An 18,720-nucleotide genomic window follows, 5' to 3' on the forward strand; every position below is an offset into this window, starting at 1 on the left:
AAGCTGCGATTGTCAGTGCTTTTCAATCTGAGCGATAGTTTTTAGCCGCGCTCAGGCTGGAAGCGCACGACGAAGCCCTTGAGGTTCTGCTGACGGCTCAAAACATCACGCAGACGATCAGCCTCGGCACGCTCGATCAATGGGCCGACAAACACCCGATTCTTGCCATCGGCAGAGCGGATATAGGCGTTGTAACCCTGACTGCGCAGGGTTTTCTGCAGGGATTGCGCACCTTCGCGACTCGACAGGCTGGCCAGTTGCACCGACCAGCTGACCGACAGGCCATTGGCGTCGACACGGCTTTGCGTGGTGTCAGGCTTGGTCGGGGCCGCCGCAATCGGCTGGGCCGGTGCCGTTGTCGGCCTGGCCGCCGGCGCCGGTGCTGGAGCAACCGGTTTGGCGACTGGAGCAGGCGCTGGCGCCGGAGCCGATGCAATCGGCATCGACGGTGTCGATTGCCCGGCCACTTCGTCATCGCTCGGCACCGGTTCTTGCGGCAGCGTTTGCGGTTCAGGCACGGCGACCGATTCAAGCTGCACTTGTGGCATCGCAGGTGCTTGCGGCGCGGCTGGCGCCTCGACCGTCACTTGACGCTGTTCGTCCTGACGGGAAAACAGCATCGGCAGGAAAATCACCGCCAGCGCCACCAGCACCAGCGCACCAACCATGCGCTGCTTGTACGCTTTATCCAGCAAAGCCATTTGCCGCTTCCTCCGTGGAGCGCCGGGCCAGCCATTCAAGGGCCTCGGCGACACAATAAAATGATCCGAACAACAGAATCTCGTCGTCGCTGCTGGCCGCTGCGCACTGCCCTTCCAGCGCCGCCGCGACACTGTCATAGGACGTGACGGATGCGCCAAGGTTCTGCAGCGCCGCATGCAATTCACTGACCGGACGCGAACGCGGCGAATCCAGCGGCGCGACCGCCCAATGCTGGACACTAGCATTCAATTCGCCGACAACACCATCCAGATTCTTGTCGGCGAGCAGGCCGAACACCGCCAGGCGCTTGCCCACCGGCGGCCGACTGGCCAGACGCCGCGCCAGATACTCCGCCGCGTGCGGGTTATGCCCCACATCCAGCAGCAGGTTCAGGCGCTTGCCATTGAACTCGAAGGATCGGCGATCCAGACGCCCGACCACACGAGTCGCCTGCAAGGCCGCGGCGATCTGCGCTGCATTCCACGGCAGACCGAGCAGCAGATACGCCTGCAAGGCCAGCGCCGCGTTTTCCATCGGCAGATCCAGCAGCGGCAAGTCGTGCAATTCGACCTGCTGGCCTTGTGCATCAGTGCCGCGCCATTGCCAATGTTGATCGGTGACACCGAGGTCGAAATCACGCCCACGCAGAAAAAACGGGCACGCCAGTTCGCGCGCCTTGTCGAGCAAGGGTTGCGGAGGATTCAGATCGCCGCACAAGGCAGGCTTGCCCTGACGGAAAATCCCGGCCTTCTCGAAAGCCACGGATTCACGGGTATCGCCCAGATACTCGGCATGATCGACGCCAATGCTGGTGACCAGCGCGATATCGGCATCGACCACATTGACCGTGTCCAGACGCCCGCCCAGACCGACTTCCAGCACCACCGCATCGAGCCCGGCCTGTTGAAACAGCCAGAACGCCGCCAGGGTGCCCATTTCGAAGTAAGTCAGAGAGGTCTCGCCGCGCCCGGCCTCGACCGCAGCGAAGGCTTCGCACAGCTGTGCATCAGTGGCTTCGACGCCATTGAGCTGCACCCGCTCGTTATAACGCAGCAGGTGCGGAGAATTGTAGACACCAACGCTCAGGCCCTGCGCTCGCAGCAATGAAGCCACGAACGCGCAGGTCGAACCCTTGCCGTTGGTGCCAGTGACCGTAATCACCCGAGGCGCCGGCTGGCCCAGCCCCATGCGGGACGCTACCTGTTGCGAACGCTCCAGCCCCATGTCGATGGCCGATGGATGCAACTGCTCAAGGTAGGCGAGCCACTCGCCAAGGGTACGCTCGGTCATACGTTGGCAGGCACCGGAGGAACGACGATAGGCTCGACTGGAGCGGCGACGTAGGTCGGTGTCGGCTGGCCAGTCAGTTGCGCCAGCAGATTGCCCAGACGCGGACGCAACTCGCGACGATCAATGATCAGGTCGATGGCGCCGTGCTCCAGCAGGAATTCGCTGCGCTGGAAGCCTTCCGGCAGTTTTTCACGCACGGTCTGCTCGATCACACGCGGACCGGCGAAGCCGATCAGTGCTTTCGGCTCACCGACGATCACGTCGCCGAGCATCGCCAGACTGGCGGAAACGCCGCCGTAGACCGGGTCGGTCAGTACCGAGATGAACGGAATGCCTTCTTCACGCAGACGCGCCAGTACAGCCGAAGTCTTGGCCATCTGCATCAGCGAGATCAGCGCTTCCTGCATCCGCGCACCACCGGAAGCGGCGAAGCAGATCATCGGGCAACGATTTTCCAGGGCGTAGTTGGCGGCGCGCACGAAGCGCTCACCGACGATGGCGCCCATGGAACCGCCCATGAAGCTGAATTCGAACGCCGAAACCACCACCGGCATACCCAGCAGAGTACCGCTGACGGAGATCAGCGCGTCTTTTTCGCCGGTCTGCTTCTGTGCGGCGACCAGACGGTCCTTGTACTTCTTGCCGTCGCGGAATTTCAGACGGTCAACCGGTTCCAGATCGGCACCCAGCTCGTTGCGGCCTTCAGCATCCAGGAAGATGTCGATGCGCGCCCGTGCGCCGATGCGCATGTGGTGATTGCACTTGGGGCAAACGTCCAGGGTCTTTTCCAGCTCAGGGCGATACAGCACAGCCTCGCAGGACGGGCATTTGTGCCACAGACCTTCAGGCACCGAGCTCTTCTTGACCTCCGAACGCATGATCGAAGGGATCAGTTTGTCTACTAACCAGTTGCTCATGCTTTCTTTCTCCAGTACCGGCGGCCCGAACGCTCTGGTTCGCAGCCCCGCGTATGCCCTTCAGCTAAATTCATGTGTGTGGCGATGGTTGGTGGAACCCCGCGGTCAGCGCGAAACATGACCTGCGTGCAACTCCAGAAACCCTCAGCCTCGCCTGCTTTGTGCAAGTGCATTGATGGACGGCGGCAGACTGCCAGCCGTCACATCGAAGTAGACGCTCCCAGTGAGCTTCTACGTACGGCATCGATGAACGCGCGGATCTTCGCATGATCCTTGATGCCCCTGCTCGCCTCTACCCCACCGCTGACGTCGACCGCGTACGGTTTGACCCGGGCCACGGCGTCGGCAACGTTTTCCGGCGTGAGACCACCGGCCAGGATCAACGGCTTGCTCAACCGCTGCGGAATCAATGACCAGTCGAACGCCTCGCCGGTTCCGCCGGGCACGCCTTCGACATAGGTGTCGAGCAGCACGCCACTGGCGCTCGGATAGGCATCGACGGCGGCGGCAATGTCGTCGCCGGCCTTGACCCGCAGCGCCTTGATGTACGGACGATGCCAGCCTTCGCATGCTTCTGCGCTTTCATCGCCATGAAACTGCAGCAGATCCAGCGGCACGGCATCGAGGATTTCCCCCAGCTCGCAGCGGCTGGCATTGACGAACAGGCCGACGGTGGTCACGAACGGCGGCAAGGCGCGAATGATCGCTCTCGCCTGCTGCACGCTCACCGCCCGCGGACTTTTTGCATAAAACACGAAACCGATTGCATCAGCCCCGGCTTCGACCGCTGCCAACGCATCTTCTATGCGGGTAATCCCGCAAATCTTGCTGCGAACGGCTGACATGTCGATAAAAACCTCAAGGCAAAAACCGGGAAAGTCCCGGATGGTAACAAAAGCGTTCGGGGGCGTCAGCCGTCAAGGCCAGAGAAACCCGTAAGGAAATGTGGCCCGACGAAACGCTCGGGCAATGGGAACTCGTCGTGGTACTCGACCTGCACCAGATACAACCCATACGGATGCGCGGTCACGCCACCGGAACGGCGTTCGCGGCTCTCCAGCACTTCCTTCATCCACTCCACCGGCCGCTCGCCGGCACCAATCGTCATCAGAACACCAGCGATGTTGCGCACCATGTGGTGCAGGAACGCATTGGCACGGATATCGAGTACGATCATCTTGCCGTGACGGGTCACGCGCAGGTGGTGCATCTTCTTGATCGGCGACTTCGCCTGGCACTGGCCGGCGCGAAACGCACTGAAATCGTGGGTGCCAATCAGGTATTGCGCGGCTTCGGCCATGCGCTCGACGTCCAGCGGGCGATGATTCCAGGTGATTTCCTGGTTGAGATGCGCCGGACGAATCTGATCGTTGTAGATCACGTAGCGATAACGCCGGGCGATGGCTTTGAACCGCGCATGGAAATGCGCCGGCATGACCCGTGCCCAACTGACACTGATGTCGTGGGGCAGATTGATGTTGGCGCCCATCACCCAGGCTTTCAGGGAGCGATCGACCGGCGTGTCGAAATGCACCACTTGCCCGCACGCATGCACCCCGGCGTCGGTGCGACCGGCGCACTGCAGCGAAATCGGCGAGTTGGCGACTTTCGACAAGGCTTTTTCGAGTTCTTCCTGCACCGTCGCGACACCCGTCAACTGACGCTGCCAGCCGCTGTAGCGCGAGCCTTTGTACTCGACGCCCAGTGCCACACGGTAAAAGCCTTCGGGTGCCATTTCGGCGACCGGGTTATCTATGTTTGCCAAGGTGGGACAGCCTGCTGATCTGCAAAGGCGGGCATTATAAGGCTGTGAGTCGGGGATGCCAGTCAGTTCTGTATTGACCGATCCGGCCTCTTCGCGAGCAAGCCCGCTCCCACAGGGGATTGGGGGCTGGATCGGGATGGGTGGCTGCCGCAGGACCATTGTGGGAGCGGGCTTGCTCGCGAAAGCGCCGCTCCAGACGCAGCAAAATCCAACCCAAACAAAAACGGCAGCCTCGATGGGCTGCCGTTCTGTTTACTGCTGACGCTGAATCAAGCCAGGTTCGAGAGCATTTCCTTGGCTTCGCCACGCTGCTTCTCGTCACCCTCGGTCAACACTTCGTTGAGGATATCGCGCGCGCCGTCGTTGTCGCCCATGTCGATGTAGGCCTGAGCCAGATCGAGCTTGGTGGCCGCTTCATCAGTGCCGGCGAGGAAGTCGAAATCGTCTTCGCCCAGATCATCACCCATGGCCGCATCGGCTTCAGTGAAAGTCGGCTCGGCAATGCTCTGCGACAGGCGATCCAGCTCGGCGTTGACGTCATCCAGCTCGGCGGCGAATGCATCCGGTTCGGCCGGGTTGCTGTCCATCTCGTCAGCCAGCGACAGATCGAAATCCGCCGGCAGCTCCAGATCGTCCTGCGGCACTTCGTTCACCACTGGAGGCTCGACCGGCGACAGGTCTTTCACGCCCTCGTCCAAGTCCAGCTGGAAGTCATCGTCCGCCAGGTCCGCTGCAGGTGCTGGCGCAGGCTCGGCACCGAGGTCCAGATCCAGGTCGAAGTCCGACAGGTCGTCGAGGTTTTCCTTGATCTCGGTCTGCTGTTGCAGCACCGATTCGAAGTTCAGATCGTCGTCTGTCGGGAACTCATCCAGCTCCACCGGTGCTTCAGGCTCAACGACAGGCGCAGGTTCAACCGGGGTGATGTTGTCGAGGTCGTCCAGGCTCAGGTCGAACGCGCTGTCCAGATCATCTGCCACCGGCGCAGGCTCAGTTGCTGGCGCCTCTGGCTCGTCGAGCAGCAGCTCCTTGACGTATTGCGCGTCCAGCTCGGCAGCGACCGCCGCTGCAGCCAGACCCGCAGCAGCGACGACAGCCATGGTCGGGAAGCGTTTTTTCAGTTCTTCGACCTTGGCGAAGTTATCGCCGTTGGCCACCAGCTGACGCTCCTGACCGACGAACGCATCGCGATCGCCCTGCTGACCGTAGACTTCCATCAGTTTCAGGCGCAGGTCGCTGCGTTGTGGCTCAAGGCTGACGCCCTCCTCCAGCAGCGCAGCAGCCTGATTCAGGCGACCGGCATTGATGTGCGACTGAGCCTTGTCCAGCACGTCATCGGAACGCTCGGCAGCCGGCGCGACCAGTGGCGCAGCAATCGGCTCGGCCATCACCACCGGCGTCACGACCGGGGCCGGAGCAGGCGCGGGTGCCGGGGTATTCAGTTTGACGCTGGCGGCAGGCACTTCCAGACCTTCGAAACTGCTCTCCGGCAGATCCTGCTCGGCGGAGAACTCTTGCTCCTCAGTCAGGGCCCGCGCCATGCGCAGGTGTTTTTCGGCTTCCTGCTGGGCTTTGCGGCGACGCGCCAGCAGCAACAGCAGTAGCAGCAGAACCACCGCACCGCCACCGATCAGACCCAGCAGGACCGGATTGGTCAGCAGTTCGTTGAAGGTTTTGTCTTCATCGACAACCGGCTTTGGTGCGACGACTGGCGTCTCGGCGGGCGTCTCGACCGGTGGCGCAATGGCCGATTCCGGAGTCGGCGCAGCTTCTGCCGAGGTCGCTGGCGGTGTTGCGGCCAGTTCAGCGGTGATCGCAGGCACGGCAGCATTGGCGGCAGGGGCAGCGCCCGTACCGTCAGCCTGCATTTTCGCCAGTTGATTGTTCTTCAGCTCGATCAGGCGCTGCAGCTTGTCCAGCTGGCTTTGCAGATCGGTCATGCGGCTTTTCAGTTCCTCGTTGTCACGACGGGTCGTGTCGAGGCTTTCCTGAGTGACCGCCAGCTTGTTGCTCAAGGCCTTGGCGTCGCCTGCCGGGCCTTTGCCCCGCGCCTTGGCGCTTTCGGCAGAGACCAGGCTCAAGTTGTCTTTGGCATTCTGGCCGCTACCGGCATTGCTGCGACTACGCTTGGTGGCATCGAGCTGCTGCTGACCGGTGCCTGGCTTGGCCACATAGCGACGGCCCTGACGCCAGGCGTCGTTCTGCGCGGCAACTTCAGCAATCGCTTTGGACTGCGGCAGCGCAGTGCTTTCCACCGAGTCCGGCAGACGCAGCACCTGACCGGTCTTCAGCCGGTTGATGTTGCCGTCGATGAACGCGTCGGGGTTCAGCGCCTGAATCGCCAGCATGGTTTGCTGCACGGAGCCGCCAGTGCGCGCCTTCGCGGCGATTTCCCACAAGGTATCGCGCGGGGTGGTGGTGTATTGATTCGGGTGCGTGGCACCGGTGGTCGGCGCAGTGATGGTCTGCGACGGCGCCGGTTGCGCGGCCGCGTCAGCGGTCTGCGGCGAGAACTTCGACGGATCGAGCAGCACGCTGTAGTCACGCAGCAGACGGCCGTTAGGCCACATCACCTGCACGAGGAATTTCACCATCGGTTCCGACAGCGGTTTGCTCGAGGTCACGCGCAGCACGCTTTTGCCGCTGGCGTTGAGCACCGGGGTGAACGTCAGATCGTTGAGGAAGGCCTGGCGATCGACGCCGGCCTTGGCGAAATCTTCCGGCGAGGCCAGGCTCGGCACCACTTCGGCAGCGGTGAGATCCTTGACGTCGAGCAGCTCGATTTCGGCCACCAACGGCTGGTTCAGGGTCGACTTCAGGGTCAGCTCCCCGAGCCCGAGGGCATGCGCCATACCGGAGGACAGCGCCGAGGCGGCCGCTATTGCTAACACCAGTTTGCGAACTTGAACCATAGCCTCATCCTTTGTTTGAACGTTCCTCGGCCAGCGAGAAGATGTTGATTGCCGCTGCCGTAAGGCATTGCGCGCGACGACGACAGACTGCCGCGCGCGATCATTTCTTTGATGCCCCGGAAAGTCCCGGAGGGTGACACGTTATCGAGTGCTCCGGGCAAGCATAGCGCTCACCTAGAATCAGTCGACAAATTGTTGCCAAGTATCTTTTACAGCAGGTCTTTTATCAACAATTCAGCGACCTGCACAGCATTGAGGGCTGCACCTTTGCGTACGTTATCTGACGTCAGCCACAGATTAAGTTCCGCCGGCTCGTCGACACCGCTGCGCACCCGACCGACATAGACAACGTCCTGCCCCACCGCGTCACCCACCGCAGTCGGGTAATCACCGGCCTCGACCAGTTCGATGCCCGGCGCGTCTTCAAGCGCAGCGTTGACCTTTGCCAGGTCGACCGCACTCGCTGACTGCAAGGTCACGCTATAGCTATCGCCAAAAAACACCGGGGCTTGAACGCAAGTTGCGGAAATCTTTAATAAAGGCCGAGCCAGCACCTGACGCAACTCGCGCACCAGACGTTTTTCCAGCAGCGTGTGGCCGTGGGCGTCCGGGGTGCCGACCTGGGCCAACACGTTGAAGGCCATCTGGCGGTCGAAGAAAGTCGGCTCCAGCGGGCGCATGTTCAGCAGCTCGGCGGTCTGTCGCGCCAGTTCGGTAACAGCTTCACGACCTTGCGCGGACACCGCCAGATTGGCGGTGACATTGACGTATTGCAGGTCGATCAAATCGAGCAGCGGCGCCAGCACCACGGCGAGCGAAGTGGCCGACGGGCTTGGACTGCTGACCTGGAACGGCGCTTTCAAACCGGCGAGCTGAGCGGCGTTGGCCTCCGGAACGATTTGGGGCGCCTGATCGGCCGGCAGCGCGCCGGACAAGTCGATCAGCGAGCAACCAGCGGCATGCGCGCGGGCGGCGTAGCTCAGAGTGATCGCCGGCCCGGCGGCGAAGAACACCAGTTTGACCTTGCTGAAATCGAACTCGTCGACCTCGCGCACGCGCACGTTCTTGTTGCGAAACAGCACTGAGCTGCCAGCGGATTCGCTGCTGGCCAGCAGGTGCAGGTTGCCGACCGGGAAGTCGCGCTCTTCGAGAATCTGTACGAGGGTTTCGCCGACAGTACCGGTGGCGCCGATCACGGCAATATCTAGGGTCTGGGTCATGGTGCGAGCCTCTGGCGAAACGGGGGGAGCGGCACTTTACCGGGTGAGTGCCGCACAGGCAATTTCTGCCGGATTTGTGGCGCCCACCCGGATCGTTCCCACGCTCTGCGTGGCAATGCCGCATCGGACGCTCTGCTTTCGGCTTGTAAAGGGACGCGGAGCGTCCCGGGATGCATTCCCACGCAGAGCGTGGGAACGATCGGCATAAAAAAACCCGCACCTCTCACAAGGCACGGGCTCTTTCATTACTTCAAGCAATCAACGCTCAAGCAAAATCCGCAGCATGCGACGCAGCGGTTCGGCCGCACCCCACAGCAGTTGGTCGCCGACGGTGAACGCACCGACGAATTGCGAACCCATGTTCAGCTTGCGCAGACGACCCACTGGTACGTTCAGGGTGCCGGTGACCTTGGTCGGGCTCAGCTCCTGCATGCTGATCTCGCGCTGGTTCGGCACCAGTTTGACCCAAGGGTTGTGCTGGCTGATCAAACCTTCGATATCAGCGATCGGCACGTCTTTGTTCAGCTTGATGGTCAGCGCCTGGCTGTGGCAACGCATGGCGCCGATGCGCACGCAGATGCCGTCGACCGGGATCGGGCTCTTGAAGCGGCCGAGGATCTTGTTGGTCTCGGCCTGGGCCTTCCACTCTTCACGGCTCTGGCCGTTCGGCAGTTCCTTGTCGATCCACGGGATCAGGCTGCCGGCCAGTGGCACGCCGAAGTTTTCGGTCGGGTACGCGTCGCTGCGCATGGCTTCGGCAACACGACGATCGATGTCGAGGATCGCGCTGGCCGGATCGGCCAGTTGATCGGCAACCGCAGCGTGGGTCGCACCCATCTGCTTGATCAGTTCACGCATGTTCTGCGCGCCGGCACCGGAGGCCGCCTGATAAGTCATGGCGCTCATCCACTCGACCAGACCGGCCTCGAACAGGCCGCCCAACCCCATCAGCATCAGGCTGACGGTGCAGTTGCCGCCGATGTAGTTCTTGGTGCCCGCGTCCAGTTGCTGGTCGATGACCTTGCGGTTGACCGGATCGAGAATGATGACGGCGTCATCGTTCATGCGCAGGCTCGAGGCCGCGTCGATCCAGTAACCCTGCCAGCCGGCTTCGCGCAGCTTCGGGAATACTTCGCTGGTGTAGTCGCCGCCCTGGCAGGTCAGGATCACGTCGAGGGTTTTCAGCTCTTCAATGCTGTAAGCGTCCTTGAGCGGAGCAATATCCTTGCCCACGGACGGGCCTTGGCCACCGACATTGGAAGTGGTGAAAAACACCGGCTCGATAAGATCGAAATCCTGCTCTTCCAGCATCCGCTGCATGAGCACGGAACCGACCATGCCGCGCCAACCGATCAGACCTACACGTTTCATCGCAACTACACCTTCTTGAAAAGTGGGCCGCTGCTTTGTATTGAATTTCGCAGCGGGCCCGAGAGATTACAGATTCCGCAGCGCGGCGACTACTGCGTCGCCCATTTCCTGCGTACCGACTTTGGTGCAACCGGCCGAATAGATGTCACCGGTGCGCAGCCCTTGATCCAGCACCACGCTGACGGCTTTCTCGATGGCATCGGCCGCATCGTGCAGATTGAAGCTGTAACGCAGCATCATCGACACCGACAGAATGGTCGCCAGCGGGTTGGCAATACCAAGGCCTGCGATGTCCGGGGCCGAACCGTGGCAAGGCTCGTACATGCCCTTGTTGTTCGAGTCCAGCGAGGCCGACGGCAGCATGCCGATGGAGCCGGTGAGCATCGACGCTTCGTCGGACAGGATGTCGCCGAACAGGTTGTCGGTGACGATCACGTCGAACTGCTTCGGTGCGCGCACCAGTTGCATGGCGGCGTTGTCGACGTACATGTGGCTCAGTTCGACTTCAGGGTAATCCTTGGCGACCTGCTCGACCACTTCACGCCACAGTTGGCTGGACGCCAGCACGTTGGCCTTGTCCACCGAGCACAGCTTCTTGCCGCGAACCATGGCCATGTCGAAACCGACGCGGGCGATGCGGCGGATTTCGCTTTCGCTGTACGGCAACGTGTCGTAGGACTGACGCTCGCCGTTTTCCAGGGTACGGGTGCCACGCGGCGCGCCGAAGTAGATGCCGCCGGTCAGCTCACGCACGATCAGGATGTCCAGACCGGCAACGATTTCCGGTTTCAGGCTCGAAGCGTCGGCCAGTTGCGGATAGAGGATCGCCGGACGCAGGTTGCCGAACAGGCCCAGTTGCGCACGGATTTTCAGCAGACCGCGCTCAGGGCGGATGTCACGCTCGATGGTGTCCCATTTCGGGCCACCGACGGCGCCCAGCAGCACGGCGTCGGCAGCACGGGCACGGTCGAGGGTTTCGTCGGCCAGCGGCACGCCGTGTTTGTCGATGGCGGCGCCGCCGATCACGTCATGGCTCAGCTCGAAGCCCAGGCTGTACTTGTCGTTGGCAAGTTCCAGCACCTTGACCGCTTCGGCCATGATTTCCGGACCAATGCCATCACCTGGGAGAATCAGAATCTGCTTGCTCATGCTTTCCTCGTGTCTTCAGTCGGTGCGCCACTCAGGGCGCGTCCGGAAAAATTCTTATCGCTCAGTCATCAATACGATTACATCTGTACTGAACGAGCCGTCGGCATCAATCTCAAAATATTCGCGCACTTCGTTGCCCATCGACTGCTGCAACTGGCGGATCGCCGCGCGCATCACTTCAGGTGTGCGCATGCGCTCGACCCAACTGCTGTACTCCAGACGCAGGCGCTGACGGGTGGTGCTGCGGGTATGCAGCCCGGCCTCGCTGACCTGACGCAACCATTCGCCGGCGGAATAATCGCGCACGTGACTGGTGTCGCGCAGCACTTCGACGCTTTGCAGGTAAGTGTCGAACAACGGGCTGCCCGGTGACAACACATCGACGAACGCCGCCACGCCACCCGGTTTCAGCACCCGGCGCACTTCGCGCAAGGCCACGCCAAGATCGCTCCAGTGATGCGCCGAATAACGGCTGAACACGAAATCGAACTCACCATCGGCAAACGGCAGGCGCTCGGCGGCGCCGTTGACCGTGGCAATGTTGGCAAACCCGCGATCCACGGCCGCAGCGGCGACCACATCGAGCATCTGCTGCGACAGGTCGTAAGCCACCACTTCCCTGACCAGTGGCGCCACATGAAAACTCACATGACCGGCGCCGCAACCCAAGTCCAGCACCCGCGCCGCGCCCTGCCCGGCCAGTTCAGCCTGTAGCAGCGCAAATTCGGTGCCTTGAGCGTGAACGGCGCTGTTCAGGTAGGCTGCGGCCTGCTCACCGAATTGCTTTTGGACGACCTGAGTGTGTTGGGCGGTGCTGGTCATGGTCACTTCCTTTTTGGTTGGAGTCTTGTGTTGCCTTTGCGGGCCTGCTCGCGATGGCGCCATTCGCCATACGCAAATTATGCGTCGCGGAACAACCAAGGCTGGCTCACACGGTGCTTTGCTTCAAACGTCGCAATCGCATCACCGTCCTGCAAGGTCAAACCGATATCGTCCAGACCGTTCAACAGGCAATGCTTGCGGAACGCGTCGATCTCGAAGTTGTAAACCTTGCCATCCGGACGGGTCACGGTCTGCGCTTGCAGATCAACCTGCAATTGATAACCAGGCTCGGCCTCGACCTGCTTGAACAACTCATCGACTTCAGCGTCGCTCAAGATGATCGGCAGCAAGCCGTTCTTGAAGCTGTTGTTGAAGAAGATGTCGGCGTAGCTCGGCGCGATGATGCTGCGAAAACCGTATTCTTCCAGCGCCCACGGCGCGTGTTCACGGCTGGAGCCGCAACCGAAGTTCTCGCGGGCCAGCAACACGCTGGCGCCTTGATAACGCTCGGCGTTGAGCACGAAATCCTTGTTCAACGGGCGTTTGGAGTTGTCCTGGTAAGGCTGACCGACATCCAGGTAACGCCACTCGTCGAACAGGTTCGGGCCGAAACCGGTGCGCTTGATCGACTTCAAGAACTGCTTCGGAATGATCTGGTCGGTGTCGACGTTGGCACGATCCAGAGGCGCGACAAGACCAGTGTGCTGGGTAAAAGCTTTCATGCTGCGCTCCTTAAATCAATTCACGAACGTCGATGAAACGACCGTTCACCGCCGCCGCAGCGGCCATGGCCGGGCTCACGAGATGGGTACGGCCACCGGCGCCCTGACGGCCTTCGAAGTTACGGTTGGAGGTCGAGGCGCAATGCTCGCCGGACTCCAAACGGTCCGGGTTCATCGCCAGGCACATCGAGCAACCCGGCTCACGCCATTCGAAACCGGCTTCGAGGAAAATCTTGTCGAGACCTTCGGCCTCAGCCTGGGCTTTCACCAGACCCGAGCCCGGCACCACGATGGCCTGCTTGATGGTCGACGCCACTTTGCGGCCCTTGGCGATCACCGCCGCCGCGCGCAAGTCTTCGATGCGCGAGTTGGTGCAGGAGCCGATGAACACGCGATCCAGCTGAATGTCGGTGATCGCCTGATTGGCGCTCAACCCCATGTATTTCAAGGCGCGGACGATCGAGTCGCGCTTGACCAGATCCATCTCTTGGGCCGGGTCCGGTACGTTCTGGTCAACTGCCAACACCATCTCAGGCGAAGTGCCCCAGCTGACTTGCGGCTTGATCTGCGCGGCGTCGAGTTCAACCACGGTGTCGAACTTTGCGTCGGCGTCGGACACCAGGTCTTTCCAGGCTGCGACGGCCATGTCCCACTGCGCGCCTTTCGGGGCGAATGGACGGCCCTTGACGTACTCGACGGTCTTCTCGTCGGCAGCCACCAGACCCACACGGGCGCCAGCTTCGATGGACATGTTGCAGATGGTCATGCGGCCTTCGACGGACAAGTCGCGGATCGCGCTGCCAGCGAATTCGATGGCATGGCCGTTACCGCCGGCAGTGCCGATCTTGCCGATCACCGCGAGGACGATGTCCTTGGCGGTCACGCCGAACGGCAACTGGCCTTCGACGCGCACCAGCATGTTCTTCATTTTCTTGGCGACGAGGCACTGGGTGGCGAGCACATGCTCGACCTCGGAGGTGCCGATACCGTGCGCCAGCGCGCCGAAGGCGCCGTGGGTCGAGGTATGCGAGTCGCCACAGACCACGGTCATGCCCGGCAAGGTCGCGCCCTGCTCCGGGCTGATCACGTGGACGATGCCCTGGCGGATGTCGTTCATCTTGAACTCGACGATGCCGTATTCATCACAGTTGTCATCGAGGGTCTGAACCTGCAAACGCGAGACCTGGTCGGCAATCGCGGCGATGCCGCCCTTGCGCTCTGGAGTCGTTGGTACGTTGTGGTCCGGGGTCGCGATGTTGGCATCGATGCGCCAAGGCTTGCGCCCGGCCAGACGCAGGCCTTCGAAGGCTTGCGGCGAGGTCACTTCGTGAATGATGTGACGGTCGATGTAGATCAGCGCCGAGCCATCGTCGCGCTGCTTGACCAAATGCGAATCCCAGAGCTTGTCGTAGAGCGTTTTGCCGGCCATCAGACGGTTCCTCATCAGCTTGTTTCTATGCCCTGGGCTTCTCAATAACCCTTTGGCTTGTGAGGCCGATCCTATGGGGTTAGATTAAATAACTCAAATTCATATTTTTTATGCTTTGGATAACCAACTGGAATACGACCCATGGACCTGGCCAACCTCAATGCTTTTATCGCCATCGCCGAGACCGGCAGCTTCTCTGGCGCCGGTGAGCGACTGCACCTGACGCAACCGGCGATCAGCAAACGCATCGCCGGGCTGGAGCAACAGTTGAAGGTGCGGCTGTTCGATCGACTGGGCCGTGAAGTCGGTCTGACCGAGGCTGGCCGCGCTCTGCTGCCCCGGGCTTATCAGATTCTCAACGTGCTGGACGACACTCGCCGCGCCCTGACCAACCTGACCGGCGAAGTCAGCGGCCGCCTGACCCTGGCCACCAGTCACCACATCGGCCTGCACCGATTGCCGCCGCTATTAAGGGCGTTCACCCGCCGTTACCCACAGGTGGCGCTGGATATTCAGTTCCTCGATTCGGAAGTGGCCTACGAGGAAATCCTCCACGGTCGCGCCGAACTGGCGGTGATCACCCTGGCGCCAGAGCCGCATACCCTGGTCAAAGCCACGCCGGTGTGGGATGACCCGCTGGATTTCGTGGTGGCGCCAGAGCATTCACTGATCAGCAACGGTGCGGTCAATCTGGCGGATATTGCCGGTCATCCGGCGGTTTTTCCCGGAGGCAACACCTTCACTCACCATATTGTCCAACGCCTATTCGAGGCCCAGGGGCTGACGCCGAACATCGCCATGAGCACCAACTACCTGGAAACCATCAAAATGATGGTCTCCATCGGTCTGGCATGGAGTGTGCTGCCGCGTACCATGCTCGATGAACAGGTGGCGCGCATACCTTTGCCGGGCATACAACTGAGTCGCCAGCTAGGCTATATCGTGCACACCGAACGGACGCTGTCGAATGCAGCAAGGGCTTTCATGGCCTTGCTGGATGCGCAAATCGATCTGCCAGGGACTCCAGGCTAACTTGTGCTACTCCTATAGAGCCGCCGCCCCTGTGCCTAACGCCACCACCAGCTCAAGGCCCGTTAACAATGCCGAAATCTGTTGACCGAATTCCGCCGATGCCGCGTATTCAGGCCATTGATCCGCGACGTTCCGAGCAGAGCTGGGAGAGTGCGCCGCAATTGCTCGCCGCGCTCAACGGCGCCCGGCTCGGCGCCTGGTATTGGGACATCGAACGCGGGCAGATCAGCTGGTCACGGGGCACCCAGGCGCTGTTCGGCTTCGATCCACGTCAACCGTTGCCCCGGGATCTGGAATATCTCGACCTGCTGCCGCCCGAAGACCGGGCGAAAACCGTTCGCGCCTTCCACGCGGTGATTGCCGGCGCGCCACTGGAACAGGCGATGCATCACCGCATCCGCTGGCCCGACGGCAGCCTGCACTGGCTGGAAATCAGCGGCAGCCTGCTGCCGGACAAACACGGCCGCCCCCGAATGATCGGGGTGATTCGCGAAATCACCCACCAGCGCCAACGCGAACAGGCCCTCAGCAGCTCCGAGAAACGTTTCGCCACACTCTTTCATCTCTGCCCGAACATGGTGCTGCTAACCCGCCAGGAAGACGGCCTGATTACCGAGGCCAACCAGCATTTCGAAAGCCTGTTCGGCTGGCCGGTGCAGAGCGCCATTGGCCGCACCACCCTGGAACTGGGCTTGTGGGTGCACCCGGAGCAACGCGCCGAACTGGTGAAAAAGACCAAGGCCAAAGGCGAACTGATCAGCATGGAAGTGCAGTTTCGCGCCAGCAACGGGCAGATTCATGACGGCATCCTCAGCGCACAGAAGGTCGAACTCGAAGGCCAGCCTTACCTGCTCAGCACCTTTCTCGACACCACTGAACGCAAAGCCGCCGAACACGCCTTGAAAGACAGCCAGGAACGCCTCGATCTGGCGCTGGACTCGGCGCAGCTTGGCACCTGGGACTGGCATATCCCCAGCGGCATGCTTTACGGCTCGGCGCGGGCCGCACAACTGCACGGGCTGGAGCCGATCCCGTTTCACGAGTCGTTCGAGGAGTTTTTCGAAGGCGTGCCCGGCGAAGAGCGCGACAGCATGCGCGACGCTTACCGCAGCCTGCGTGAAGGCCCGGCGGGCAACTATCAACTGACTTATCGCGTGCAACTGCCGGATGGCAGTTCGCGTTATCTGGAAAGCCGCGCCCGCCTCTACCGCGACGAAAACGGCGCACCACTGCGCATGGCCGGGACGCTGCTGGACATCACCGATCAGGTCGAGCGCGAGCAGCGCCTGGTCGCCTCGGAAGAGAAATTCGCCACGCTGTTCCAGGTCAGCCCCGACCCGATCTGCGTGACCCGTCAGGACAGCGGCGAATTCATCGAAATCAATAACAGCTTCACCCAGACCTTCGGCTGGAGCGCCGCTGATGTGATCGGTCGCACCGCCGAAGACATCGGCCTGTGGGACGCCTCGGCAAAGAGCCTGCAACGTATCGAACGGGTGATCCGCGAACAGGGCCTGAGCAATGTCGCGATCATCGTCCAGCACAAGGACGGCCAGTCGCTGACCTGTGTGATTTCCAGCCGGCAGATCAGCGTCGGCAATCAGCCGTGCATCGTTACCACCCTGCGCGACATTACCCAACAGCAGCGCTCCGAAGCCGCACTCAAGGCCAGCGAAGAGAAATTCGCCAAGGCGTTCCACTCCAGCCCCGATGCGATCACCATCACCGAGCGCGACACCGGGCGCTATCTGGAAGTCAACGACGGCTTCTGTCGCCTCACCGGCTATCGCGCCGAAGAGGTGGTGGGCAAAACCGTGTACCAGATCGGCATCTGGGCCGAGGAAAAACAACGCTCGGCACTGCTCGCCGAACTGCAGATCAAGGGCCGCGTGCATCATCAGGAAATGCTCGGGCGCAACAAGCGTGGCGAGCTGCTGACGGTCGAAGTGTCGATCGAACCGATCACCCTCAACGAAACCGCATGCCTGCTGCTGACCGCCCGGGACGTCAGCCTGCTGAAGAACGCTGAAGCACAGATCCGTCACCTGGCCTATCACGACCCGCTGACCAACTTGCCCAACCGTGCCCTGCTGATGGATCGCCTGAGCCAGCAGATCGCCCTGCTCAAGCGCCACAACCTGCGTGGCGCGCTGCTGTTCCTCGACCTCGACCACTTCAAGCACATCAACGATTCGCTCGGCCACCCGGTCGGCGACACGGTGCTGAAAATCATCACCGCGCGACTCGAAGCCAGCGTGCGCATGGAAGACACCGTCGCGCGCCTGGGTGGCGATGAGTTCGTGGTACTGCTCAGCGGCCTGGAAGGCACACGCAACGAAGTCAGTGTGCAAGTGCGCGAGCTGGCCGACACCATTCGCGAACTGCTGTCGGAACCGATGTTTCTCGACGGCCAGCGCCTGCAAGTGACGCCGAGCATCGGCGTGGCGCTGATTCCCGACCACGGCTCGACCCCGACCGACCTGCTCAAACGCGCCGACATCGCGCTGTACCGGGCCAAGGATTCCGGGCGCAACACCACGCAGATGTACCACAACACCATGCAGAAAGCCGCCAGCGAACGTCTGCGCATGGAGACCGACTTGCGCCTGGCACTGTCGCGCGGTGAATTCAACGTGCACTTCCAGCCGCAGATCGACGCACAGGACAACCGCATCATCGGCGCCGAGGCGCTGGTGCGCTGGAACCACCCGGAACTCGGCGCGCAATCGCCCACCGAGTTCATCAAGGTGCTGGAGGAAAGCGGGCTGATTCTGGAAGTCGGCACCTGGATCCTCGACGAGGCGTGCGAAGCGTTCAAGCAATTGATCGCCTTGAAGCTGATCGACCCGCTCAATTTCAGCCTCTGTGTGAACATCAGCCCACGACAGTTCCGCCAGAACGACTTCGTCGAACGCATCGAACACAGCATGACCAGCCACGGCTTGCCCTGTTCGCTGCTGAAACTGGAGATCACCGAAGGCATCGTCATCCAGAACCTGGAAGACACCATCAGCAAGATGCGCCGCCTGAAAAAACTCGGTGTGAGCTTCGCCATGGACGACTTCGGCACCGGCTACTCGTCACTGACTTACCTCAAGCGCCTGCCAGTGGACACCCTGAAAATCGACCAGTCGTTCATTCGCGACGCGACCACCGACCCCAACGACGCCGAGATCATCCGCGCCATCGTCGCCATGGCCCGCAGCCTGGAACTGGAGGTGATTGCCGAAGGCGTGGAGACACCGGAGCAACTGGCGTTTTTGCAGGGGCTCGGCTGCCATTTGTATCAGGGCTATCTGCACAGTCGGCCGGTGGCACTGGAGGCGTTGAAAACGATGCTGTCGTGACGCGCGCAGCTTGCAACAGAACAATAATTGTCAGGATTTGCGACA

General features: G+C 61.5%; 14 protein-coding genes. 2 read left to right on the plus strand and 12 right to left on the minus strand.

Translation table 11 applies throughout. From position 1 onward, the window contains the following. Window positions 1-41 precede the first annotated feature (41 nt). The 12 genes from QMK55_RS03325 to leuC all read right to left on the minus strand — a co-directional run bounded on the left by QMK55_RS03325 (window position 42) and on the right by leuC (window position 14,296). Window positions 42-701 carry an SPOR domain-containing protein gene (locus QMK55_RS03325; RefSeq protein WP_102354463.1) on the minus strand — a complete coding sequence of 220 codons (660 nt, stop codon included), beginning with the start codon at window positions 699-701 and terminating at the stop codon, window positions 42-44. Further along, window positions 685-1,992 carry a bifunctional tetrahydrofolate synthase/dihydrofolate synthase gene (folC, locus tag QMK55_RS03330; RefSeq protein ID WP_320328663.1) on the minus strand — a complete coding sequence of 436 codons (1,308 nt, stop codon included), beginning with the start codon at window positions 1,990-1,992 and terminating at the stop codon, window positions 685-687. Before folC ends, QMK55_RS03325 begins: the two co-directional genes overlap by 17 nt. Next, the gene (accD, locus tag QMK55_RS03335) at window positions 1,989-2,909 is read right to left on the minus strand and encodes an acetyl-CoA carboxylase, carboxyltransferase subunit beta (protein ID WP_027611535.1); all 921 of its coding nucleotides are present in this window, start codon (window positions 2,907-2,909) and stop codon (window positions 1,989-1,991) included. Before accD ends, folC begins: the two co-directional genes overlap by 4 nt. A gap of 200 nt (window positions 2,910-3,109) precedes the next feature. After that, a complete protein-coding gene (locus tag QMK55_RS03340; RefSeq protein WP_320328664.1) occupies window positions 3,110-3,754 on the minus strand; it encodes a phosphoribosylanthranilate isomerase in 645 nt (214 codons plus the stop codon). A gap of 65 nt (window positions 3,755-3,819) precedes the next feature. Further along, window positions 3,820-4,644: a tRNA pseudouridine(38-40) synthase TruA gene (gene truA / locus QMK55_RS03345; RefSeq protein WP_178082083.1), complete on the minus strand. Its 825-nt coding sequence runs from the start codon at window positions 4,642-4,644 to the stop codon at window positions 3,820-3,822. A gap of 299 nt (window positions 4,645-4,943) precedes the next feature. Then, window positions 4,944-7,583, minus strand: a complete 2,640-nt coding sequence (locus QMK55_RS03350) for a FimV/HubP family polar landmark protein (protein WP_320328665.1) — start codon at window positions 7,581-7,583, stop codon at window positions 4,944-4,946. A gap of 209 nt (window positions 7,584-7,792) precedes the next feature. Beyond that, the gene (locus tag QMK55_RS03355) at window positions 7,793-8,803 is read right to left on the minus strand and encodes an aspartate-semialdehyde dehydrogenase (RefSeq protein WP_320328666.1); all 1,011 of its coding nucleotides are present in this window, start codon (window positions 8,801-8,803) and stop codon (window positions 7,793-7,795) included. A 258-nt stretch (window positions 8,804-9,061) separates the two neighbouring features. Then, window positions 9,062-10,174 carry an aspartate-semialdehyde dehydrogenase gene (asd, locus tag QMK55_RS03360; protein WP_007956451.1) on the minus strand — a complete coding sequence of 371 codons (1,113 nt, stop codon included), beginning with the start codon at window positions 10,172-10,174 and terminating at the stop codon, window positions 9,062-9,064. A gap of 66 nt (window positions 10,175-10,240) precedes the next feature. Continuing rightward, complete coding sequence (gene leuB, locus QMK55_RS03365; RefSeq protein WP_102354457.1) at window positions 10,241-11,323, minus strand: 3-isopropylmalate dehydrogenase; 1,083 nt, start codon at window positions 11,321-11,323, stop codon at window positions 10,241-10,243. A gap of 54 nt (window positions 11,324-11,377) precedes the next feature. After that, window positions 11,378-12,145 carry a class I SAM-dependent methyltransferase gene (locus tag QMK55_RS03370; protein WP_102354456.1) on the minus strand — a complete coding sequence of 256 codons (768 nt, stop codon included), beginning with the start codon at window positions 12,143-12,145 and terminating at the stop codon, window positions 11,378-11,380. A 77-nt stretch (window positions 12,146-12,222) separates the two neighbouring features. Further along, window positions 12,223-12,867 (minus strand): 3-isopropylmalate dehydratase small subunit, encoded by a 645-nt coding sequence (gene leuD, locus QMK55_RS03375; RefSeq protein ID WP_038363635.1) that lies wholly within the window; start codon window positions 12,865-12,867, stop codon window positions 12,223-12,225. A 10-nt stretch (window positions 12,868-12,877) separates the two neighbouring features. Next, window positions 12,878-14,296 carry a 3-isopropylmalate dehydratase large subunit gene (gene leuC, locus QMK55_RS03380; RefSeq protein WP_102358933.1) on the minus strand — a complete coding sequence of 473 codons (1,419 nt, stop codon included), beginning with the start codon at window positions 14,294-14,296 and terminating at the stop codon, window positions 12,878-12,880. 141 nt (window positions 14,297-14,437) lie between these two features. On the opposite strand from leuC, the gene QMK55_RS03385 reads away from it, so the two are divergent. Then, window positions 14,438-15,328, plus strand: a complete 891-nt coding sequence (locus QMK55_RS03385) for a LysR family transcriptional regulator (protein WP_102358934.1) — start codon at window positions 14,438-14,440, stop codon at window positions 15,326-15,328. A gap of 68 nt (window positions 15,329-15,396) precedes the next feature. After that, window positions 15,397-18,675, plus strand: a complete 3,279-nt coding sequence (locus QMK55_RS03390) for a PAS domain S-box protein (protein WP_102358935.1) — start codon at window positions 15,397-15,399, stop codon at window positions 18,673-18,675. Window positions 18,676-18,720: the final 45 nt, after the last annotated feature.

Origin of the sequence: Pseudomonas sp. P8_229, assembly GCF_034008635.1 — a bacterium.
In the GTDB taxonomy this organism is placed as follows: Bacteria; Pseudomonadota; Gammaproteobacteria; order Pseudomonadales; family Pseudomonadaceae; genus Aquipseudomonas.